This is a genomic window from Mycobacterium sp. ITM-2016-00317 (assembly GCF_002968295.1).
Classification (GTDB): domain Bacteria; phylum Actinomycetota; class Actinomycetes; order Mycobacteriales; family Mycobacteriaceae; genus Mycobacterium.
Window position 1 is genome coordinate 4,557,353 of the sequence record NZ_CP134399.1, and the last position, 20,561, is coordinate 4,577,913.

Sequence of the window (20,561 nt, forward strand, 5' to 3'; positions counted from 1 at the left end):
GCCCCAACTGGAACACGTTCCAACGACTTCTACACCAGTCGCGGGCGAATCGGCCGGAAATCGGCAACCGCGCGTCTGGCCCGGCGCAGCGGGTTCGGTCCGTTTACTGTGGCTTCGCCGGACGAAACCCGAGGAGCCACGATGACCGAGCCCGAGCCCCGTTCCCGGGTCGGCTCCCAGATAGGGCCCTACCGGCTGCGGCGCCTGCTCGGCAAGGGCGGCATGGGCGAGGTCTACGAGGCCGAGGACACCGTCCGGGAGCGGGTCGTGGCACTGAAGTTGTTGCCCGAGGCGGTCTCTCACGACCCGGTGTTCCGGACCAGGCTCCAGCGGGAGGCACACGCGGCGGGCCGGCTGCAGGAACCTCATGTGGTGCCGATCCACGACTACGGCGAGATCGACGGGCTGTTGTTCGTCGACATGCGACTCATCGACGGCACCGACCTGCGCACGATCCTCCGGGAGCGGGGGCCGATGGATCCCGCGCGAGCGACGGCGGTCGTACGGCAGATCGCCTCGGCGCTGGACTCCGCGCACCGCGCCGGCATCCTGCATCGCGACGTGAAGCCGGAGAACATCCTGCTCGACCACGACGACTTCGCGTATCTGGTGGACTTCGGCATCGCGAACGCGGCCACCGACGAGACGCTGACCCAGCTCGGCACGGCCGTCGGGACCTACGCCTACATGGCTCCGGAGCGGTTCGGCGGCGGTGAGGTCGACCACCGGGCCGACGTGTACGCGCTGACGTGCGTGCTCTACGAATGCCTGACCGGGGTGCCGCCGTTCCGGGGCGACAGTGTCAGCGCGGTGATCGCGGCTCATCTCAACAATCCGCCGCCGCGCCCCAGCGCGCAGCGCCCCGGGCTTCCCGCCGGTCTCGACGAGGTCGTCGCCCGTGGTCTGGCCAAGCGTCCGCAGGACCGCTATCCGTCAGCCGGCGAGATGGCCAGGGCCGCCGCCGATGCGGTGGCCGTCACCTGGCCGCCGATGCCGCCGGGCCGGGAGTCGAAGGGACCGATGGTCGCGTTCCTGGCCGCCGGGGCGGTGATCGTGTTGACGCTGGCCGGTCTGGGCATCTGGTTGATGGTGCGCTCCGGGGACTCCACGGAGGCGACGGACGCGTCGGACTCGATGGCGGCGCGCACCGACGGCGCCGTGCCGACGTCGCCGGAGCCCAGCCGGCGGACCCGGACCGCGACCACCCCGGCCCTGCCGTCGGACTCTGCGGACGAGCAGTTGATGAGCCTGCTCTCCGGCGGTCACGACAGCTCGAACTGCCAGCCGGTGCAGCCGCCCGCCGCCGGCGCGGTCGCCACCGTGGACTGCACGCAGGCGCTCACCCCCAGCGGGCCCGCGTTCGCCAGGTACTCGATCTTCGCGGACCGGAACGCGCTCGACGCGGCGTTCAACGAAGCGGTGCAGGTGAACTCCGAGCTGATGCAGTGCCCCGGCAGCGGCATCGACTCGCCGACGACCTGGCACTACGTCGACAGCCCGGATCAGGTGGTCGGCCAGATCGCCTGCGGCACCTACAACGACAACGCAGACGTGGTGTGGACCAACGACGAGTACCTGTTGCTGGTCGACGCGCAGGGATCCGATCTGGCGGAGCTGCACAACTGGTGGTTGCAGTACGGATAGCCCCAGCTACCGTGCTTGGGGAGACCACCACACTGCGAAGGGATCACCATGAGGCGGGTTTTCGTCATCGGTGTCGGCATGACCAAGTTCGAGAAGCCCGGCCGCAGGGAGGGCTGGGACTATCCGGACATGGCGCGCGAGTCGGGCACCAACGCGCTCGCCGATGCCGGTGTCGACTACACCGAGATCCAGCAGGGCTTCGTCGGCTACTGCTCAGGCGATTCGACGTCGGGGCAGCGCGCGCTCTACGAACTGGGCATGACGGGCATCCCGATCGTCAACGTGAACAACAACTGCTCGACCGGGTCGACGGCGCTGTACCTGGCCGCCCAGTCGATCCGGGGCGGGTTGGCCGACTGCGTGCTGGCCCTGGGTTTCGAGAAGATGCAGCCGGGCTCGCTGGGCAGCAGCGTCGATGACCGCGAGTCGCCGATGAAACGACACATCCTGGCGCTCAACGAGATCGACGCGATGCAGTTCCCGGTGGCGCCGTGGATGTTCGGCGCGGCCGGGCGTGAGCACATGAAGAAGTACGGCAGCACCGCCGAGCATTTCGCGAAGATCGGCCACAAGAACCACAAGCATTCGGTGAACAACCCGTACGCGCAGTTCCAGGACGAGTACTCGCTCGACGACATCCTGGCGGCGAAGATGATCTCCGATCCGCTGACCAAGCTGCAGTGCTCGCCGACCTCCGACGGGTCCGCGGCGGTCGTGCTGGCCGGCGAGGACTACGTCGCCGAGCACGACCTCGCCGGGCAGGCCGTCGAGATCGTCGGCCAGGCCATGACCACCGACTTCGCCTCGACGTTCGACGGCAGTGCGGCCAACGTCATCGGCTACGACATGAACGTCAAAGCGGCCCAGCAGGTTTACCAGCAGTCCGGGCTCGGCCCCGAGGACTTCCAGGTGATCGAGCTGCACGACTGCTTCTCGGCCAACGAACTGCTGCTGTACGAGGCCCTCGGGCTGTGCGGCCCCGGCGAGGCGCCCAAGCTCATCGACGACGAGGACACCACCTACGGCGGCCGGTGGGTGGTCAACCCGTCGGGCGGGCTGATCTCCAAGGGCCATCCGCTGGGCGCCACGGGCCTGGCGCAGTGCAGCGAGCTGACCTGGCAGCTGCGCGGCACCGCCGACAAGCGTCAGGTGGACGGTGTCACCGCCGCGCTGCAGCACAACATCGGGCTGGGCGGCGCCGCGGTGGTCACCGCCTACCAGCGCGCCGAGCGCTAGCGGTCCCGCACGCGGAAAGGCCCGGTCGGCGCTGAGTCCGACCGGGCCGTTCCCACCCGTGCCCTACACCTTCGCGGGGAGCTTCTCCTGCGCCGGCTCCTGGGCACGCGAGCCGTGGTCCGAGTCGAGCATCGTCAGTTCGTCGAACGGATCCCGGCCTGCCAGCACCGCGTTGACCTTGCCGTTGTCGATGGTCTTGGTCCAGGTGCCGACCAGCAGGGTGGCCACCGCGTTGCCGGAGAAGTTGGTCAGCGCGCGGGCCTCGGACATGAACCGGTCGATGCCGACGATGAGCCCGACGCCGTCGAGCAGGTCGGGACGGTGGGCCTGCAGACCGCCGGCCAGGGTGGCCAGGCCGGCACCGGTCACCCCGGCGGCGCCCTTGGAGGCGACGATCATGAAGACCAGCAGGCCTATCTGCTCGCTGACGGTCAGCGGATCGCCGAGGGCGCCTGCGATGAACAGCGACGCCATCGTCAGGTAGATCGCGGTGCCGTCCAGGTTGAAGGAATAGCCGGTGGGCACCACGACGCCGACCGTCGAGCGGTCCACCCCGAGGTGCTCCATCTTGGCGATCAGCCGCGGCAGCGCGGACTCCGACGACGACGTCGAGACGATGAGCAGGTACTCGCGGGCCAGGTAGCGGACCAGCTTGAAGATCGACACGCCCGAGACGAAACGCAGCAGCGAGCCGAGCACACCGAAGACGAAGATCGTGCAGGTCAGGTAGAAGCCGAGCATCAGGGCCATCAGTTGTCCGACGGCCGCCCAACCGGTCTGCCCGACGACGTTGGCGATCGCGCCGAATGCGCCGATCGGGGCCAGCCACAGGATCATCACCAGGACTTTGAACACCAGCTTCTGCAGGTGCTCGATGCCGCGCAGGATCGGCTCCCCCGCCGAGCCGAGACCTTGTAGCGCGAACCCGACCAGCAGGGCGATGAACAGTGCCTGGAGCACGCTGCCCTCGGTCAGTGCCGAGAACATCGAGGTCGGGATGATGCCCTGGACGAAGTCCAGCATGCCGCCGGATTCGTGGGCCTTCTCGGCCAGTTCGGCACCCTTGCCCGCTGCGCTGTCGGACAGGTTCAGGCCGCTGCCGGGGTGCAGCAGGTTGCCGACGACCAGGCCGATGGCCAGCGCGAACGTCGACATGGCCAGGAAGTAGACGAACGCCAGGCCGCCGACCTTGCCGACGGTGGCGGCCTTGCGGACCGATCCGATGCCCAGCACGATCGTGCAGAAGATGACCGGCGCGATCATCATCTTGATCAGCGCGACGAACATCGTGCCCAGCACCCCGACGCTCTTGCCGACCTCGGGAGCCAGGATGCCGACCCCGACGCCGGCGATCACCGCGATGATGACCGCGATGTAGAGCCAGTGGGTGCGGTCGCGTTTCTGCCGCGGCGCCTCGGGCGGTGTCGGTGTGTCGATCGTGGTCGTCATCGGGCTGTCCTCCGGGCTCAACTTGGGCGAAACGTCTGAAAGGATGCTCTGCCAGGACGTGAGCCAGGTCACGTTTTAGTTCATTTAGTGCAGGAGCTCGCGGTCGGGAACCACGCGGACGATCACCGGGTCTTGTTCTTCGCGACAAATCGGGGGCGGGTTTCCGATGTAATCGGCCAAGAGGTTCGAATCACATCCCTGCTTTAGTGATCTTGAACATTCGGGCGCCCCGTCGTAGTCCGCCACCAACCGGAACGAGGACATCGAGATGACCGACCGCACTTTTCAGATGCTGGCGATCGGGCTGTACTTCGCCCTGATGCTCGCGATCGGTTACTACGCCTTCCGCCGTACCAGTGACCTCGACGACTACATGCTCGGCGGCCGCAAGCTCAAACCCGGCGTCGCGGCCCTGTCCGCGGGAGCCTCCGACATGTCCGGTTGGCTGCTTCTCGGCGTCCCCGGCGCGATATACGCCACCGGTCTGGTGGAGGCGTGGATCGTGATCGGGCTGGTGATCGGCGCGTATCTCAACTGGCGGTTCGTCGCTCCGCGGCTTCGGGCCTACACCGAGATCGCCAACAACTCGATCACCGTACCGAGCTTCTTCGAGAACAGGTTGCGTGATCATTCGCATGTCCTGCGGATCTCGGCAGGCGCGATCATCCTGGTTTTCTTCACGTTCTACGTATCGTCGGGAATGGTCGCCGGCGGCGTGTTCTTCGAAACCTCGTTCGGCTCGTCGTATGTGACGGGCATGCTGCTGGTCGCCGGAGTCACCCTGTGCTACACCCTCTTCGGCGGATTCCTCGGCGCGTCGCTCACCGATGTGGCGCAGGCGCTGCTGATGCTTGCGGCCCTCATCGCGATTCCGGTCGCCGCGATCATCGCCGCCGGCGGACCCGGTGAAGTGCTCAGCCTGGTTCAGGCCGCCGACGCCGCGCACAACGCAGCCAACGCCGGTGACGAAATCCACCGCACCTCACTGTTCTTCGGCGGGAGTTTCCTGGCCATCATGTCCGCAGCCGCCTGGGGGCTGGGCTATTTCGGTCAACCCCACATCATCGTCCGGTTCATGGCGATGCGGTCGGCTGCCGACGCAAAAGCGGGCCGCCGCATCGGCATCAGCTGGATGCTGCTCACCGCCGCAGGCGCGATCACCACCGGGTTCGCGGGCCTGGCGTACTTCTACGGCCGGGGCGAGACGCTGGACAACCCGGAGACGGTCTTCCTGCGTCTGGCGCAGGTTCTGTTCCACCCCTTCATCGCCGGAATCGTCCTCGCCGCGGTACTGGCGGCCATCATGTCGACGATCTCATCGCAGCTCATCGTCTGCTCGTCTGCTCTGGTGGAGGACATCTACCGCGCGTTCGGCAAGGAGGCCAGCCCGACGAGGTTGGTCACCTACGGCCGGCTCGGGGTGCTGATCGTCGCGGTGCTGGCGATCTTGCTCGCCCTGAACCCGGACGGTTCGATCCTCGACCTCGTTGGCTTCGCGTGGGCCGGCTTCGGCGGAGCGTTCGGCCCGCTGATCATCTTGTCGCTGTTCTGGCGCAGGTTGACTTCCGCCGGGGCGATCGCCGGCATGGTCACCGGCGCCGTGGTGGTCGGCGTCTGGGGCCAGACCGACGCGCTGTCCAGTGTCATGTACGAGATCGTTCCGGCCTTCGTCGCGTGCGCTGTCGTCGCCGTCGTCGTATCGCTGTTCACCGCGCGTGACGACGAGGACATTCAGCGCGAGTTCGACGAGATGGCCGAATCAGTCCGCGGCGAAGCCGTCCAGGACGAGAACCCGGTGCGGCAGGCTACCTGACCACAGCCCGCGTGATCGCGCTGTCGTTCACCATCGGTGCACCCACCGGTCTGCAAGGATGCCTTGCGGGGACATGAGCGGGAGGAGGCCGATGAGAACGACCCGGCCCCCGTCCCGGTCGCCGTGGCCGCGCTCGCTGGCCGGGCAGGCGATCGTGTTGCAGATCCTGGTGATCGCGGTGATCGTGCTGGCGGGCAGTGCGCTGGCGGTGCTGGATGCCCGGCACGACGGGGATGCCGCCGCCGAGCAACAGGTGCTGGGCATCGCAACCGCGCTGGCCGACTCACCGTCGACGGCCGAGGCGATCGGGTCCGGACGGGCCACCGAGATCCTGCAGCCGGTGACCGAGTTGGTGCGCAGGCAGACCGACATCGCGTTCATCACGATCATGGCGCCCGACCGCACCCGGTTCACCCACACCGACCCGACGCAGATCGGCGGCGCCTATCTGGGCAACATCGGGCCCGCACTCGAGGGGCGGACGTTCACCGAGGTGTACACCGGCACGCTGGGCCCGTCGATCCGCGCGGTGGCCCCCGTGCACGACGCCGACGGCCGGGTCGTGGGTCTGGTCGCCGCGGGCATCCTTCAGCAGAGCCTGGCCGACCGCTGGCAGGCGCAGTGGCCGATGATCGCCGCGATCAGCGTTGGCGCCCTTGCCATCTCACTGGTCGGGGTATGGGGCATCCGCCGTCGCCTTCTGCGCCAGACCCGCGGCCTCGGTCCCGACGAGCTGCGGGTCATGTACGACCACCACGACGCGATCCTGCACTCGGTGTCCGAGGGCCTGATCGTGCTGGACCGATCGGGGGTCGCGGTGGTCAACGACGAGGCCCGCCGCCTGTTGTCGCTTCCCGCCGGCGCGGTCGCGCAGTCGGATCTGCCGGAGTTCTTGCGCACCTACAACCCGGGCGCCCGCGACGAGGTCCACGTCACCGACGACCGGGTGCTGGTGGTGAACCGGTCCCGGGTGCGTTCGGACGCGCACGGCTCCGAGGTGGTGACGATCCGCGACCGCACCGAATTGCAGGGTGCGCTGGGCGAACTCAACTCGCTCAAGGTGTTGACGGACTCGCTGCGGGCGCAGGCCCACGAGGCGGCGAACAAGCTGCACACCATCGTCACGATGGTGGAGATGGGTCGCCCCGACGAGGCCGTCCGGTTCGCCACCGCCGGGCTCCAGTTGTCCCAGCTGCTCGTCGACCGGTTGTCCAGCGCGGTCGGTGAGCCCGCACTGGTGGCTCTCCTGCTCGGTAAGGCGGCCCAGGCCGACGAGCGCGGGATCGAGCTGACGATCACCGAGGATTCCGAACTGCCCGCCGACGACCTGTTGTTGACGGGGCAGGAGATGGTCACTGTCGCCGGGAACCTGATCGACAACGCGATGGACGCCTGCGATCCCGACGATCCGTGGGTGGAGGTGACCGTGCACCAGGACTCGCAGCGGCTGCTGATCCGGGTCGCCGACAGCGGAGTAGGCATGGACGACGGCACATTCGAGACGGCCATGCGTCGCGGGTACTCGACGAAGTCCGGCGAGGACGCCGCTCAGCACGGGCTGGGGCTGGCGCTGGTGGCCCAGGTGGTGAAACGGCACGGCGGGCAGCTCACCGCGGACGTGACCTACGGCTCCGTCGTGACGGTGACGGTGACGCGCCCGTGATCACCGTGCTGATCGTCGAGGACGAACCGCTGATCGCCGACGCGCATCAGGCCTATCTGCAACGGCTGCAAGGCTTTTCGGTGGCAGCGGTGGCGCATACGGCGCGGGACGCGATGCGGGCGGCCGCCACGGCCGCGACCACGGACACGCCGATCGACCTCGTGCTGCTCGACATCGGCCTGCCAGACGCCAACGGCATCGCTCTCGCGTCGGCGCTGTCGGGGCTGCGGCCGGCGCCGGACATCATCACGATCACCTCGGAACGGGACCTGGAGATGGTGCGCGCCGCGGTGGGACAGGGCGCGCTGGCGTATCTGCTCAAGCCGTTCACCTTCGCCGCGTTCCGGGACCGCCTCGAGCGCTACCGCCGTTACCGCGAGGCACTGCCGGCGGGCACGGATGCGGCCAGCCAGGCCGAGGTCGACCGCGCGCTCGCGGAGTTACGCGTGGGGCCGGACCGGGCGGCCGCGCCGAAGGGCGCGTCACCGGGCACCAACGACGAGATCGCCCGTGCCGTGCGCGATTCGGCAGACGGGGTGACCGCCGACGAGGTCGCCAAACAGGTCGGGGTGTCCCGGGTGACCGCGTGGCGCTATCTCGAACGTCTCGCCGACGACGGCACGGTGCGCCGGCAGACCGAGTACGGCAAGGCGGGACGGCCCAAGACGCGGTATCAGTGGCGGTGAGCCGCCGGTTTACGCCGGGGCGGCCTGCAGCGTGCGCGAGGCGTGGAGCGCGTGCGGGTCGGTCGCCAGGAACTGCGTGTACAGCGACTCGATGGTCGACTCGACGGCGAACACGCTGACCTCACCGGAATAGTCGGCGACGTACAGCCGCGCGCTGTCGGCGCCCTGCGCAACGCAGGACGGCCGCGTGCCGACGGTGAGCGCGTCGACGATCTCCAGGCTGAGCGTGCACAGCACCGCGACGCGGTCGTAGTCGACGATGTAGGCGCGGGTCTGGTCGGCGCTCATCGACAACCGGGTCGGTGCGCCACCGAGGGCCACCCGGTCGGTCACCCGCATGGTGTCCAGGTCCAGGACGTGGACGGCGCCGCCGACCGCGCGATCGGAGGTCAGCAGGTAGACCGCGCCCCCGGCGTAGGCGATGTCGCGGATCGGCGGACCGATCGGCACGACCCGGCGGACCTGCGAGGTTTCGGTGTCCACGACGATCAGCCGGCTGCCCACCGCGTCGGTGACTGCGGCGTAAACCCGCTTGCCGTTGGGGTCGGCGCACAGCGCGTCCACGTTGGCAGCGGGGCCGGAGCCGATGCCGATGGTGCCGACCCGCTCGGCGGTGACGTCGATGACCGCGATGTCGACGCTGTCCTGCGCGCCGCGGGCGGCGTACACGCGCTTGCCGTCGGCGTCGACGGTCAGCGCGGTGACCGCGAAGGCTAACGGGTAGGTGGCCACGACGGCGCGGCTCTCCAGGTCGATCACCTTGACGGCGTCGAAGCTCTCGGCTGCCACGCTGACGAAGGCCCGGTCGTCGGACACCGCGACGGCGGTGGGCTCGCCGTCCACCGCGACGGTGGCGACCACGGCCAGCGTGGTGTTGTCGATCAGCGACACGCTGCCGTCGGCCGGGTTGGCGACCGCGACCGTGCCGTGGCCGGCGGCGATGTCGGCGATCGGCCCGCGTGCCACGGTGAGCTGCCGGTCCGGCGCCACGTCGGTGGGTGAACTGGCCGAGGTCTTCGCGCGCGAGCCCTCGGCCACACGCGCCGCAGTTTTACCTCTGGGCATCAGACGCCCCATCAGTCCCGAAAAGTTTGCCATGTGTCGTGGTACCTCCGCCGGCAGCGCGGCTGCCTGGCTCTAGATTACGTCCCGGGGCGCCCGAACTGGCGCCGCCTGAATCGAGTGTAGCGACGGAAATTCAAGGTCACGCCCCTCGAAGATGACGTCTCACGGAACGGCTCGGCAACCTCTCAGCCCACGCTTAGGAAACTTCTCGTGATGGATTTGTGATATTCCCTGGGCAAACATTGAGCAGTGCCTGAACTGGCCTTGAACGGATTCAGCAAGTGTTCAGCGAAAATTGGAAGAAAACATGTTCGTAACGAATTCTTAGCTTTCCCGCCCAAAGTGAGCGTCAGATCACACCGCGACACGACAGCAAACCCACAGTGAGGATAGCGCCGGCGGACGAACCGTTGTGCGGCCGCCCACAGTCCCAAGTGTCGACTCTGCGCCGGGGTTCGCTGAAAACGCGTCAGGCGGGCTTGGCGCCGCGCACCGACGAGACCGTGGTAGCCGGGATCAGCCCCTCGGGGTCACAGAGTTCCAGCACCCGCGAGACGGCGGGGCCGGCCACCACACACCACGTCACGTCTTCGCGGGCCAGATGTGCGCTGATGGCGTACAGCGCCGAGGCGCCGTCGAACGCCATGAAGTTGACTTCGGTGAGATCGAGCACCAGTGCGGCGTGCCCGCCTGCGGCTTCCCGCACGGTGTGGGCGAAGAGTTTGGCGTTGCCCGCGTCCACTTCGCCCATGACCGCCACGGTGGCTTGAGTTCGTCCCCCGGAGCCTTCCGTCCGGCACGCGAACGTCAGGGTCGTCGACGCGATGGCGAAGCGCCGACTGTCCGCCGAGCGGCTACGGATGGACGTGACGGTCATTGCAGGCCAACTTACCTGCCTGACGGTTAGCCCTGCTCGGCTTTCTGCCGCTCTTCGTTGGCCTTGGCAGCGGCGCGAGCGCTTTCGGCCTCGGCCTCCTTCTGCGCGGCTTCGCGCTGCGCATCGGCCTTGTCCTGCTGGGCCTGCCCCTCGCGTTGCAGGTCATCCCGGCCGGTGACGACGCCTGCGACCTCTTTGGCCTTACCCTTCACACCCTCGACGACGCCCTTGACGGCTTCTTCCGGACCGGAATTGTTGTCGCTCACGAAACGCTCCTTTGTCTGCGGGGGTCTTTGCGCGAAGCGTCTGTTCCCCGAGGGCCAAAAAGCGAAACCTGCCGCTCACGGCGGTGAAGCCGGGCCGTCAGGCCGTGAGGTTCTGCAGCGCGACGTCGAGCGTGGAGAACAAGTCGATGTAGTCGGCCACCCCGGTGATCTTGAGGGGGCGGCTGGTTGCCGGACCGTCGGCGACGACGGCGAACTTGATCGCGCCGTCGAGCTCTTTACGGGTGATCATCAGCACCTGCATACCGGCCGAGCCGAGGAAGTCCACCGCGGTCAGGTCGATGATCAGGCCGTCTGGCCTGCGAGCGAGCGCGGCGGTGACGACCTCCTGCAGTTGTGGCGCGGTGAGCATGTCGACGGCGCCAGTTGCGACGACGACCACGACACCATCGATCTGGTGTTCGCTGAATTGCTGCACCTCAAGCCTCGTCTCGTGGGGTGCGGCCGCGGATCGGACGCACGTGAACTCAAGAGGCTGCAGTCTGAACCCGGGTCGGTGCCGCACGCGACACCGTACACAGGCTATCGGAGTCCGGGGCTGCACCGGCACAGTAGCCGCCGATTGCGGTCCGGGCCTGCCCAACGGCCTCCGGGCGGGTCATTACGGCACCGCCCGCCGCGTTGTCCGCGGGGCCGACGCCGACGTTCAACGTCTCACCGCCGGAGCCGATTTGGGCCCGACTCGGCCACCGCCGCCCACCGGCGCGGTCGGCGCCCCCGCCCGCTGACCGTATTCCGCGGCGCGAGGCCCCTCCCGGGATTAGCGTTCTTGTCAGACACCTACGCGGGGAGGCACCATGCGCGCGATGCGGTCACGTCAGGCCGGCAACAGCCAGGCCACCTCCCCCGGGCGACATCGTCTGCCGGCCGCCGGGACGGCCTCGGCGCAGGAACCCGACTACGTCATCGCCACCGACACCACCTTTGCGCCGTTCGAATTCCAGGACGCCGGTGGACAACTCGTGGGCATCGACATGGATCTGATCCGTGAGATCGCCGAGGACCAGGACTTCACCGTCGACATCAAGCCCCTCGGCTTCGACGCCGCCCTGCAGGCGGTGCAGGCCAACCAGGCCGCCGGGGTGATCGCGGGCATGTCGATCACCGACGAACGCAAGGCTGTGTTCGACTTCTCCGACCCGTACTTCGAGTCCGGGGTGCAGATGGTGGTGGTGACCCACGAGATGGGCTTCGCGCGCGAGGTCGCCTCGCGGGTGATGTTCATGGCCGACGGCGACATCGTCGAGGACGCGCCGCCCGGCGAGCTGTTCGACAACCCGAATCATCCGCGGTTGCGCGACTTCCTTTCCAAAGTCCTCTGAAACCGAGATCTCCGAAAAGGATTGGAAACCTCTATGGAATCTCCACCCAGGCTCCAAGCGTCGCAGCGGTCACGTCGCGACGATGGTGGCATCGATATTCGGTCGCGCCGCTGAGGCGCCGACTCAAGGAGTTACGCATGAAGAAGTCTCTCGCCTCCGTCCTACTCCCGGTCGGTGCGGCGCTCGTACTCGCCGCGCCCGCGCAGGCCGACACCGCCGCCTCGACGATCAATCAGTTGCGGGCGCAGGGTCACGACGTGCGCATCAGCCGGGTGGGTAACGGCCCGCTGGACCAGTGCAGCGTGATCAGCGTGCGCAACCTGCCCAGCATCCAGCAGTTCCCGTTCGACGAGGACGACGCCAACGTGTTCACCGTCCGGCCTCGGCAGAAGGTGCATGTGGCGCTGAACTGCTCGGACTGATTCGCTCTCCCCGGGCGACCCCGGCCATCGGGGGCGGTCTAGGTTTGGATCCCGTGTCCGCGGCGACCCCTTCCCGATCCTCGTTCCCCCGGGGGATGGCGCTGCTCGTCGCCGGCGCCATGTTCATGGAGATCCTCGACGCGACGATCATCGCCACCGCGATCCCGGCCATCGCCGCGACGTTCGGGGTGGCTCCGGTGGACGTCAACATCGCCGTCTCGGCCTATCTGCTCACCGTCGCGATCCTGATCCCGGCCACCGGATGGCTGGCCGAAAAGTTTGGCATCCGGCGGGTCTTCCTCACCGCCATCGTGGTTTTCACGCTGGCCTCGGTGGGCTGTGCGCTGAGCGCGTCACTTCCGATGCTCGTGGCCATGCGGGTGCTGCAGGGAGTCGGCGGCGCGATGATGGTGCCGGTCGGCCGGCTGGCCGTGCTGCGCTACAGCGACAAGGCCGACCTGGTCCGGGCGATCGCGCTGCTGACCTGGCCGGCGCTGACCGCGCCGGTGCTCGCCCCCGCACTCGGCGGCGCGATCGCGACCTATGGGTCCTGGCGCTGGATCTTCCTGATCAACATCCCGATCGGCATCGTCGGACTTCTGTTGGCGTTCAAGCTGATCCGCGGTGGACCGGCCGCGCAGACCCGGCCGTTCGACTGGCGCGGCCTGCTGCTGCTCGGCGCAGGGATCGCCGCAGCGCTGCTGGCCCTGGAGCACATCCGGGTCAGCGGCACCGACTGGTTGATGGTCGGCATCGGCGGGGCGCTGGCCGTCACCCTGCTCGGCGCTGCGATCTGGCATCTGCGACGCAGCCCGGCCCCACTGATGCGCCTGTCGGTGCTGCGGGTGCGCACGCTGCGCATCACGGTCTCGGGCGGCTCGCTGTACCGCCTGGTCATCACCGCGGTGCCGTTCCTGCTGCCACTGTTGTTCCAGCTGGAGTTCGGGTGGTCGGCGTTCACCGCGGGTCTGATGGTGGCGGCGTTGTTCGTCGGCAACCTGACCATCAAACCGCTCACCACACCGTTGATGCGCCGGTTCGGGATCAAGCGCGTGCTTCTGGTCAACGGGCTGGTCTCGGTCGCCTGGTTCGGGGTGCTGGCCGCGCTGCAGCCCGGCACCCCGGTGGCGCTGATCGCGGTCGCGCTCTATGTCAGCGGCGCGCTGCGGTCGATCGGTTTCACCGCTTACAACAGCCTGGCGTTCGCCGATGTCGATGGCGACGAGCTCACCCATGCGAACACGCTGAACGCCACCGTGCAGGAGGTGGCCGCCGGCCTGGGCATCGCGGTGGCGGCGCTGCTGCTGACCGTGCTGACGTCGTTCTCGTGGGCGTTCGTCGCGCTCGGCGTGCTTCTGGCGCTGACCCTGGTGGAAACGCTGCGGCTGCCGGGCGACGCCGGCAGGCACGTGAGCGGCGCGCGGTGACTTTTCGCGCGCGCCTCCCGCAAAAGTCTCGACCACCACTTTAGCCTTGGGTGCCGTGACCACACTGGCCGAGCCGTCGCTGGCAGAACTGGATTTCGACCCCGAGATCCTGTGCACCTGCCGCAAGTTCTGTGGCCCGCTCGCCCACCCGGCGCAGTGGTGGGTCACGTTGTCGTGCGGGTGCCCGTATCCAATGTGCCGACGTGCGCTGCGGATCGCCAACGTCCGGCTGAAGGTGCGCCCGTTGGCCTGCAGGCACTGTGAGACCGACCAGATCGCGATCCGGTCAGTCGTGCCGATCTGAGGTGCCCGACCCCGCGGTGAGCGGGGACTGCTCGCCGGTGTCGGTGGCGGCCGACGGCGCCGCCGCGGGCCGGAGCACCGGTGGCCGCAGCCGCTCGGGCAGCGCGCGCAGGATCGCGCCGATCCCGAGCACGAGTGCCAGCGCGGCGAGTGCGATGACGATGACCGAAGCCGACGGCAGCAGGTATTCCAGCAGCATGTAGAAGCCGAAGACCAGGAACAGTGCCGCCGCGGTGATCTGGATGAACCGTTCGGGCAGATGCTTGCCGGCCACCGCCCCGACCAGGATCGCCAGCCCGTCGGCGGCGACCATGCCCAGCGTGGAGCCGATCCACACGCCCAGCCAGTCGCGGTCCGCGGCGAGCGTGACGGTGGCCAGCATCGTCTTGTCGCCGAGCTCGGCCAGGATGAACGCCGAGGTGACGACGAAGAACGCCGGCGCGGTCGCCTTCGCGGCGCGCGACGTCTCGTCGTCGGAGAGGCTGTCGCCGCGCAGTGTCCACAGCCCGAAGACGATGAACATCGCACCGGCGATGAGGCCGAGCAGATGTGTCGGCAGCGCCGCACCGAGGTAATGGCCGATGGCCACCGACAGCACGTGCACCGCGGTGGTGGCCACGGTGATCGCCGAGAGCACCACCCACCAGCGGTAGCGCAGCGCGAACATCATCGCGACGAGCTGGGTCTTGTCACCCAACTCGGCGACGAAGATGACGGCGAAGCTCAACAACAGGGCGGCGAGCACACAACTCCTCGGGGTCGGGGCAGGCCGCTCGGAGAAAAGACGCCTCCGGCCGGCAACCCAAACGGTCTGTACGGCCGAAGGTCTCGCCCACCGGTCCAGGACCGGTCCGGACAACCGGGCCGCACAGCACGCCGCGCAGCCAGTATGTCGATTGCCGATTTGGGGGCTACTCCCCTTCGCTGGCAACACCATACCCAGAACCTGGCGCAGCCGGCAACCGGTACCTCTCGAATCCGACTCTCGCACAATAAGTTTGGGAACACGACCGGCAAAGTTTGGGTACCCTCACTCCGTTCGGCGAGCACCCTGATTCACCCCACGGCTTCGGCGAAATACACGGTGGCCCCGACCGCCAACAGCAGGTAGGCGGCGGGGAAGGCGATGTTGTGGAACACCCGGGTGCGCACGTGCACTCCCACCGCGCCGACGAAGAACCCGACCAGACCGACCGCGGCAGCCAGGCCCAACCACGGCGCGGCGACCAGACCGATCAGCAGGCCGACCGCACCCGCCAGTTTCAGCGCTGCCAGGTACGGGATCCACCGCGGTGCCACACCGACTTCGGCGGAGTTGGCCAGCACGAACTGCGCGCGGGCCAGGTCGGCGATGCCGACCGCCGCATTGGCGGCCGCGCAGATGAGCGTCACAGCCGCCAGTGCGGTGCCCGCAAGGCCTGTCACGGCCGGTGTCCCGTCGTTATGCTCGTCATGTCGCCCTCCCGGATCGCTCGTCGTTGTCCTCTCACTTCTGATGACGATCCGCACGCGGGAAAGGTGACCGGTGCCGACCTCCCAGTTCGAAGAACAGCGCCCCCGACTGTTGTCGCTGGCCTACCGGCTCCTCGGTTCGGTGCACGACGCCGAGGACGCGGTCCAGACCGCGTGGGTCCGTGTCGCGACCGCCCCCGGCGCCGAGATCAGCAATGTGCCGGCGTACCTCACCAGAGTGGTCACCAACGTGTGCCTGGACCAGCTGCGCGAACGTCAGCGCCGAGATCGGCTGACCCAGCGCGCCGAGCCGGCCGCGACCGAGACGTGGGCCGCCGACGAGGAGTTCCTCCGGCGCGAGGCGGTCGGGCGCGCGCTGATGGTTCTGCTGTCCCGGCTCGCCCCGACGCAGCGGGCGGCCTACGTGCTGCATGACCTGTTCGCCGTCCCGTTCGACGAGATCGCCGGCATCTTGGGCGTGACGCCGGCCGCCGCGAAGAAGCACGCGAGCCGGGCACGGGCCCGGTTACGTCCCGACGTGGCGGAGGCCGACATCCCGGGTGCTGCCGCCGACCGCGAGGTCGTCGAGGCCTTTCTGCGTGCCGCCGCGGGCGGCGACGTTCTCGGTATGGTCGCGCTGATGGCACCGGAATGCGTCCGGATCGCCGACCCGGAGCTGCTGCCCCCGGGGACACCGTCCACCGTGTCCGGCGCCTGGGCGGTCGCCGAGGAGACGCGCCTGTTCGCCGAGCGCATCCGCTGCCGGGTGCCGATGCGGCGCAACGGTCATCTGGTCGACCTCATCGCGCCCGGCGGTCATCCCCTGGCGGCGATCGACGTCGACGTCCGCGCCGGTCTGGTCGCACACATCACCATCTCCGCCGTGCGCGGCGGTGATGTCCTGGCGGCCGCGAATCAGCTCTCGACGAAGTGGGACTTGTAGACCTGGCCGTGCACACCGACGGTCCTGTCGACCACCTGCGACACCGAGAAGTCCGCCGCCGCAGACAGATACGCGTAGGCGGTGGCCCGGTCCATACCCTGGTCGGTCTCCAGGAAGTCGAGCGCGTTGACGACCGCGCGGCGCATCGCGATGTCGAGGTCGCTGCCCTGACCGCCGATCGACCCGTCCGGGTCGGACAGGCCGATGGGCACCCACGCGTCGGCGGTCTCGCCGAACGGGTAGCGGTAGGCCACCGACGGGGCATCGCCGGAACCGGGCTTGCACACCGAGAGGCGGTAACTGCCGCGCAGCGAACCCTCCATGGCGGTGAGCGCAACCTCACCGTCGCCCATCGCCATGTGCGGATCCCCCACATAGAACAGCGCGCCTTCGGCGAACACCGGCAGATAGAAGGTGGCTCCTTCACCGAGCAGCCGGATGTCGATGTTGCCGCCGCCCAGGGTCGGCGGAATGGAGTTCGCGGACGCCGCGGTCGGGTCGGTGTCCTGTGAGTAGGCCACCCCCATCATGCCCATGAAGGGGCGCAACGGGAATCGCACCCGCGCCGCCCCGTAGGTCATGACGCCGTGACCGTCCTCCACCGCGGTGAACGTCGACACGTTGCCGTACTTGGTGGGGTCGGGGTTGGGCCTGCCGTCGGTGGCCACCGGCGGCATGACCTCGGCGAGGCTGATACCGGCCGGCGCCTCCTTGTCCGGGGTGCGTGCCAGCGCGCCCTTGCCGTGCCTGCTCGACACCACGCCGTACGGCACCCGCGGAACAGCCTGCAGGATCTCGATTTTCAGCACATCGCCGGGTTCGGCGCCCTCCACGAACACCGGACCGGTGACCACGTGCGGGCCGTCCTTGTCGAAGTTCCTCGGCGTGCGGTTGTACTCGGCGGCGATGGCGATGGCGTCCTGCAGCACGTCGGCCTCGGACACGCCCTGGGCGCCGAAGTATTCGACGGGGTTGCGACCCTGGTCTTCCAGGATGCCCTCATGGCTGACCGCATCGATGGTCACGGTCTGGCCCGACCTCATCCGCAGCGCCGGCGCCGCGTGCACGGTCGGCACATAGCCCCACAGCACCTGGTCCGGCACCGACTGCAGGTAGTGGTCCCCGGTCGGGTCCCCGTCCCCGGGCTGGAGGATGGTGAAGTTCGCTCCTGCGGTCGTGTTGTCCGGTGAGCTGGACGACGATCCCGACGAGCAGGCCGCCACCCCGACGACACCGGCGCCCGCGCCGACGGCCGCGACGGCGCGGAGGAAGTCCCGCCGGCCGAGCCCCGACCAGAGGGTTTCGGCGGCTTCTCGAGCGAGTTCAGACACAGGGCGGCACCTTTCACGCGGCAGACAACTGCGCGTGAGGCTTCCCGCTGGGTGTTTCCGGCCCGAAACCGGTGTGCTAACTCCTTGTTGCCGATGCCAGGCAGAATCCCGGCCAGACGAACCCCCTGCTGCCGGCGGCGGTCGTGGTCACCGGCGCCGACGGGTACACCGCGACGCTGTCCTGGGCCGAGATCGCCCCCGCGGTGTCCCCCAGACCCGCGATGCTCGCCTTCGTCGAGGACACCAGGGTCCTCGATCGGACATCCGTGACGTGAACTCTGGGCGAGCGTCAGACCAGGCCGGCTTTCTCCAGCGCCGTGGCGCAGGTGTCCACGATCAGCCGGGTCACCACGTACGGGTCGACGTTCGCGTTCGGACGCCGATCCTCGATGTAACCCTTCTGTTCCACCTCGACCTGCCACGGAATGCGCACCGACGCGCCGCGATCGGACACGCCGTAGCTGTATTTGTCCCACGGCGCGGTCTCGTGCGCGCCGGTGAGCCGGGCCTCGACCCCGATCCCGTAGTTGGTGATGTGCTCCAACGGTTTTCCATCGCGGCCCAGCGCCTCGGCGGCTTCGATGACCGCGTCGTAGCTTTCCCGCATCTTCCTGGTGGAGAAGTTGGTGTGCGCACCGGCGCCGTTCCAGTCGCCCTTGGCCGGTTTGGGGTCCAGCGTGGCCGAGAGTCCGAAGTCCTCGGAGGTCCGGTACAGCAGCCAGCGCGCGACCCAGAGCTGGTCGGCGACGTCCAGCGGACCCAGGGGCCCGACCTGGAACTCCCACTGGCCGGGCATCACCTCGGCGTTGATGCCGGAGATCGCCAGCCCGGCTGCCAGACAGTTCTCCAGGTGTTTCTCCACGGTGGGGCGGCCGCAGATCTCGTCGGTGCCGACGCCGCAGTAGTAGCCGCCCTGTGGAGCCGGGAAGCCGCCGTCGGGGAAGCCGAGCGGGCGGGACCCCTTGAAGAAGGTGTATTCCTGCTCGATACCGAAGAGCGGCTCCTGGGCGGCGTGCCGCTCGGCGACCTCGCGCAACGCGGCGCGGGTGTTGGACTCGTGCGGGGTGTTGTCGGTGTGGAAGACCTCGCACAGCACGATTATGTCGTCGCCCCCGCGGATCGGGTCCGGGTACGACGCGACCGGCTGCAGCACCCGATCCGAGGCGTGGCCTTCGGCCTGGTTGGTGCTGGATCCGTCGAAGCCCCAGACCGGCGGCTCGCTACCGGTGGGCAGGATCTTGGTCTTCGACCTCAGTTTGGCCGTCGGCCGGGTGCCGTCGATCCAGATGTATTCGGCTTTGTAGGTCATGGATTTCGTTCTCCTTTGGTGATGTGTAATCGCAGCTCTCACAGTGCGAATGCCAGGAATTGAGAGATCTGCCGGTCCGAGAAGTTGTCGTCACTGACCAGCACCAAGGACTGCCGACCGTCGGGAAGCACGGGTCCGAGAGTGAGGCCCTCCACGTTGTCGGGTGTGCCGAGTGCCGGGATCGCGGCCAGGTCGGCGACGAGCCGCTTCGGGATCGGCGAGATGTCGGTCGCCCCGGTGAGCTCGGCGCGGAACAGACGGACCTGCAGCTTCAAACCTCTGCTGCCCGCACGCTCCATCACCAGCAGGACCTCGTCGGACAGCGCCAGGATGTCGGAGACGCCGTTCCCCTCGGTGCCCGGCGGCGCAGCCTCGACTTGATAGCCGCACTGCGCCAACCCCTTCCGGCGCTCCACATCGAACTTGGCGATCCGGATCAGCGCACCGCCACCGGCATGCGCCGGCTCTCCGTCCTCCCATCGCGGCTCCTCCATCGCCGCATAGAGAAAGCGTCCGTCCGGCGAAAGCGTCAGACCCTCCAGCGAACCGTTGGGTCGGGCGCCACGACGCTGATCCCGGGACAGCCTGAGATGCGCGGGCAGGCGGAATTCACCACGGTAGCTCCCGTCGAGCCCGGCGATCCTGATCCAGGGGTCCAGCGGGACGAAGCCCTCCGACGACCAGTACAGCTGCTGCCGTGCGACATCGAAGGCAATGCCCTCGGGATCGGGCGCGATCACCGAGGTATGCAGCAGCGGTTGCACGTCGACGATCGACACATCACGAATGCCGCTGAGCGACAGGGCGATACGGACAGTGTAGAAGCGTGCACTGCCGCGCACCGACCGGTCGTCGCAGATCACGTAGTAAAGCCTGCGGTCCGGGTCGTAGGTGATGGCCGAGAGACCGCCGACGACGGTGCCGTCGAATGTCGTCCCGTGAGGCAACGTCTTCTGACCCAAAAACTGCATGCGTCACAGCCGGTACATCTCGCGTGCCATCGCGGCGTTCTCCATGTAGTCGGTGCGCCGCGGCGGGTACCGCCTCTTCGGCGAGTCACCGCCGGATCGGCGCTGCGCGCTCCGCACGCGGCGGAACCGCGCCAGGAAGCCCTCGGGTGTGGCGCCGGCGCGGGTTTGCGGTTCCGCGTAGACGGGAATGCGCAGAAAGGACGCGCTCGCCCCGCTATGTGTGTCGATACTCGGTGTCACGCAGCAAGCATCCAAGTGCGCGCACTCGACAGCTAGGCCGCGAATATCCTAGTAGGAGTTCCACTACCCCTGCGCCCCTTGATGGTTGCCGAACGCCAGGGTGGCAGCACCCAGCCTAGTAACA

General features: G+C 68.3%; 22 protein-coding genes. 10 read left to right on the top strand and 12 right to left on the bottom strand.

Going from position 1 to position 20,561, the window contains the following annotated elements; genetic code table 11:
- Window positions 1-141 precede the first annotated feature (141 nt).
- Together C6A87_RS21735 and C6A87_RS21740 are read left to right on the top strand one after the other, a co-directional pair.
- Window positions 142-1,644 carry a serine/threonine-protein kinase gene (locus C6A87_RS21735; protein WP_311114145.1) on the top strand — a complete coding sequence of 501 codons (1,503 nt, stop codon included), beginning with the start codon at window positions 142-144 and terminating at the stop codon, window positions 1,642-1,644.
- 48 nt (window positions 1,645-1,692) lie between these two features.
- A complete protein-coding gene (locus C6A87_RS21740) occupies window positions 1,693-2,880 on the top strand; it encodes a lipid-transfer protein (protein ID WP_311114146.1) in 1,188 nt (395 codons plus the stop codon).
- 63 nt (window positions 2,881-2,943) lie between these two features.
- On the opposite strand, the gene C6A87_RS21745 is transcribed toward C6A87_RS21740, so the two are convergent.
- A complete protein-coding gene (locus C6A87_RS21745; RefSeq protein ID WP_311114147.1) occupies window positions 2,944-4,329 on the bottom strand; it encodes a cation:dicarboxylate symporter family transporter in 1,386 nt (461 codons plus the stop codon).
- Window positions 4,330-4,597: 268 nt separating this feature from the next.
- Here C6A87_RS21745 and putP point away from each other — a divergent pair, with 268 nt between their 5' ends.
- The 3 genes from putP to C6A87_RS21760 all read left to right on the top strand — a co-directional run bounded on the left by putP (window position 4,598) and on the right by C6A87_RS21760 (window position 8,491).
- Complete coding sequence (gene putP, locus C6A87_RS21750; protein ID WP_311114148.1) at window positions 4,598-6,142, top strand: sodium/proline symporter PutP; 1,545 nt, start codon at window positions 4,598-4,600, stop codon at window positions 6,140-6,142.
- 91 nt (window positions 6,143-6,233) lie between these two features.
- Window positions 6,234-7,805, top strand: a complete 1,572-nt coding sequence (locus tag C6A87_RS21755) for a sensor histidine kinase (protein ID WP_311114149.1) — start codon at window positions 6,234-6,236, stop codon at window positions 7,803-7,805.
- Entirely contained in the window at window positions 7,802-8,491 is a 690-nt protein-coding gene (locus tag C6A87_RS21760) for a response regulator (RefSeq protein WP_311114150.1), read from the top strand. Before C6A87_RS21755 ends, C6A87_RS21760 begins: the two co-directional genes overlap by 4 nt.
- A gap of 9 nt (window positions 8,492-8,500) precedes the next feature.
- Here C6A87_RS21760 and C6A87_RS21765 read toward each other — a convergent pair whose 3' ends face one another.
- The 4 genes from C6A87_RS21765 to C6A87_RS21780 all read right to left on the bottom strand — a co-directional run bounded on the left by C6A87_RS21765 (window position 8,501) and on the right by C6A87_RS21780 (window position 11,135).
- Complete coding sequence (locus C6A87_RS21765; RefSeq protein ID WP_311114151.1) at window positions 8,501-9,556, bottom strand: hypothetical protein; 1,056 nt, start codon at window positions 9,554-9,556, stop codon at window positions 8,501-8,503.
- A 469-nt stretch (window positions 9,557-10,025) separates the two neighbouring features.
- Complete coding sequence (locus C6A87_RS21770; protein ID WP_311114152.1) at window positions 10,026-10,433, bottom strand: STAS domain-containing protein; 408 nt, start codon at window positions 10,431-10,433, stop codon at window positions 10,026-10,028.
- A 26-nt stretch (window positions 10,434-10,459) separates the two neighbouring features.
- A complete protein-coding gene (locus C6A87_RS21775) occupies window positions 10,460-10,699 on the bottom strand; it encodes a CsbD family protein (protein WP_311114153.1) in 240 nt (79 codons plus the stop codon).
- Between the two features lie 97 nt (window positions 10,700-10,796).
- Window positions 10,797-11,135 (bottom strand): STAS domain-containing protein, encoded by a 339-nt coding sequence (locus tag C6A87_RS21780; RefSeq protein ID WP_311114154.1) that lies wholly within the window; start codon window positions 11,133-11,135, stop codon window positions 10,797-10,799.
- 388 nt (window positions 11,136-11,523) lie between these two features.
- On the opposite strand from C6A87_RS21780, the gene C6A87_RS21785 reads away from it, so the two are divergent.
- The 4 genes from C6A87_RS21785 to C6A87_RS21800 all read left to right on the top strand — a co-directional run bounded on the left by C6A87_RS21785 (window position 11,524) and on the right by C6A87_RS21800 (window position 14,192).
- Complete coding sequence (locus tag C6A87_RS21785; protein ID WP_311114155.1) at window positions 11,524-12,039, top strand: transporter substrate-binding domain-containing protein; 516 nt, start codon at window positions 11,524-11,526, stop codon at window positions 12,037-12,039.
- Window positions 12,040-12,176: 137 nt separating this feature from the next.
- Window positions 12,177-12,461 (top strand): hypothetical protein, encoded by a 285-nt coding sequence (locus C6A87_RS21790; RefSeq protein ID WP_311114156.1) that lies wholly within the window; start codon window positions 12,177-12,179, stop codon window positions 12,459-12,461.
- Between the two features lie 95 nt (window positions 12,462-12,556).
- Entirely contained in the window at window positions 12,557-13,888 is a 1,332-nt protein-coding gene (locus C6A87_RS21795) for an MFS transporter (RefSeq protein WP_311118037.1), read from the top strand.
- Between the two features lie 55 nt (window positions 13,889-13,943).
- Complete coding sequence (locus C6A87_RS21800; protein ID WP_110765592.1) at window positions 13,944-14,192, top strand: hypothetical protein; 249 nt, start codon at window positions 13,944-13,946, stop codon at window positions 14,190-14,192.
- Here C6A87_RS21800 and C6A87_RS21805 read toward each other — a convergent pair.
- Together C6A87_RS21805 and C6A87_RS21810 are read right to left on the bottom strand one after the other, a co-directional pair.
- Window positions 14,175-14,936, bottom strand: a complete 762-nt coding sequence (locus tag C6A87_RS21805; RefSeq protein WP_311114157.1) for a TMEM165/GDT1 family protein — start codon at window positions 14,934-14,936, stop codon at window positions 14,175-14,177. The two genes, C6A87_RS21800 and C6A87_RS21805, sit on opposite strands and share 18 nt — an antisense overlap.
- Before the next feature lie 311 nt (window positions 14,937-15,247).
- Window positions 15,248-15,616: a DoxX family protein gene (locus C6A87_RS21810; protein ID WP_396836917.1), complete on the bottom strand. Its 369-nt coding sequence runs from the start codon at window positions 15,614-15,616 to the stop codon at window positions 15,248-15,250.
- A 100-nt stretch (window positions 15,617-15,716) separates the two neighbouring features.
- On the opposite strand from C6A87_RS21810, the gene C6A87_RS21815 reads away from it, so the two are divergent.
- The gene (locus C6A87_RS21815; protein ID WP_311114158.1) at window positions 15,717-16,586 is read left to right on the top strand and encodes a sigma-70 family RNA polymerase sigma factor; all 870 of its coding nucleotides are present in this window, start codon (window positions 15,717-15,719) and stop codon (window positions 16,584-16,586) included.
- Here the strand turns inward: C6A87_RS21815 and C6A87_RS21820 are convergent.
- From C6A87_RS21820 to C6A87_RS21840, 5 genes are all read right to left on the bottom strand, one after another.
- Entirely contained in the window at window positions 16,559-17,917 is a 1,359-nt protein-coding gene (locus C6A87_RS21820; protein ID WP_311114159.1) for an acetamidase/formamidase family protein, read from the bottom strand. The two genes, C6A87_RS21815 and C6A87_RS21820, sit on opposite strands and share 28 nt — an antisense overlap.
- A gap of 76 nt (window positions 17,918-17,993) precedes the next feature.
- Window positions 17,994-18,161, bottom strand: a complete 168-nt coding sequence (locus C6A87_RS21825; RefSeq protein ID WP_311114160.1) for a hypothetical protein — start codon at window positions 18,159-18,161, stop codon at window positions 17,994-17,996.
- 45 nt (window positions 18,162-18,206) lie between these two features.
- Window positions 18,207-19,226 (bottom strand): glutamine synthetase, encoded by a 1,020-nt coding sequence (gene glnII, locus C6A87_RS21830; RefSeq protein WP_311114161.1) that lies wholly within the window; start codon window positions 19,224-19,226, stop codon window positions 18,207-18,209.
- 38 nt (window positions 19,227-19,264) lie between these two features.
- Complete coding sequence (locus C6A87_RS21835) at window positions 19,265-20,197, bottom strand: esterase-like activity of phytase family protein (RefSeq protein ID WP_311114162.1); 933 nt, start codon at window positions 20,195-20,197, stop codon at window positions 19,265-19,267.
- Between the two features lie 3 nt (window positions 20,198-20,200).
- Window positions 20,201-20,437 carry a hypothetical protein gene (locus C6A87_RS21840; RefSeq protein ID WP_311114163.1) on the bottom strand — a complete coding sequence of 79 codons (237 nt, stop codon included), beginning with the start codon at window positions 20,435-20,437 and terminating at the stop codon, window positions 20,201-20,203.
- Window positions 20,438-20,561 lie beyond the last annotated feature (124 nt).

Coding starts and splice junctions, on each gene's coding strand:
- C6A87_RS21735 (WP_311114145.1), top strand. CDS start 142: ATGACCGAGCCCGAGCCCCGTTCCCGGGTCGGCTCCCAGATAGGGCCC.
- C6A87_RS21795 (WP_311118037.1), top strand. CDS start 12,557: ATGGCGCTGCTCGTCGCCGGCGCCATGTTCATGGAGATCCTCGACGCG.
- C6A87_RS21740 (WP_311114146.1), top strand. CDS start 1,693: ATGAGGCGGGTTTTCGTCATCGGTGTCGGCATGACCAAGTTCGAGAAG.
- glnII (WP_311114161.1), bottom strand. CDS start 19,226: ATGACCTACAAAGCCGAATACATCTGGATCGACGGCACCCGGCCGACG.
- putP (WP_311114148.1), top strand. CDS start 4,598: ATGACCGACCGCACTTTTCAGATGCTGGCGATCGGGCTGTACTTCGCC.
- C6A87_RS21790 (WP_311114156.1), top strand. CDS start 12,177: ATGAAGAAGTCTCTCGCCTCCGTCCTACTCCCGGTCGGTGCGGCGCTC.
- C6A87_RS21785 (WP_311114155.1), top strand. CDS start 11,524: ATGCGGTCACGTCAGGCCGGCAACAGCCAGGCCACCTCCCCCGGGCGA.
- C6A87_RS21770 (WP_311114152.1), bottom strand. CDS start 10,433: ATGACCGTCACGTCCATCCGTAGCCGCTCGGCGGACAGTCGGCGCTTC.
- C6A87_RS21745 (WP_311114147.1), bottom strand. CDS start 4,329: ATGACGACCACGATCGACACACCGACACCGCCCGAGGCGCCGCGGCAG.
- C6A87_RS21755 (WP_311114149.1), top strand. CDS start 6,234: ATGAGAACGACCCGGCCCCCGTCCCGGTCGCCGTGGCCGCGCTCGCTG.
- C6A87_RS21765 (WP_311114151.1), bottom strand. CDS start 9,556: ATGCCCAGAGGTAAAACTGCGGCGCGTGTGGCCGAGGGCTCGCGCGCG.
- C6A87_RS21835 (WP_311114162.1), bottom strand. CDS start 20,197: ATGCAGTTTTTGGGTCAGAAGACGTTGCCTCACGGGACGACATTCGAC.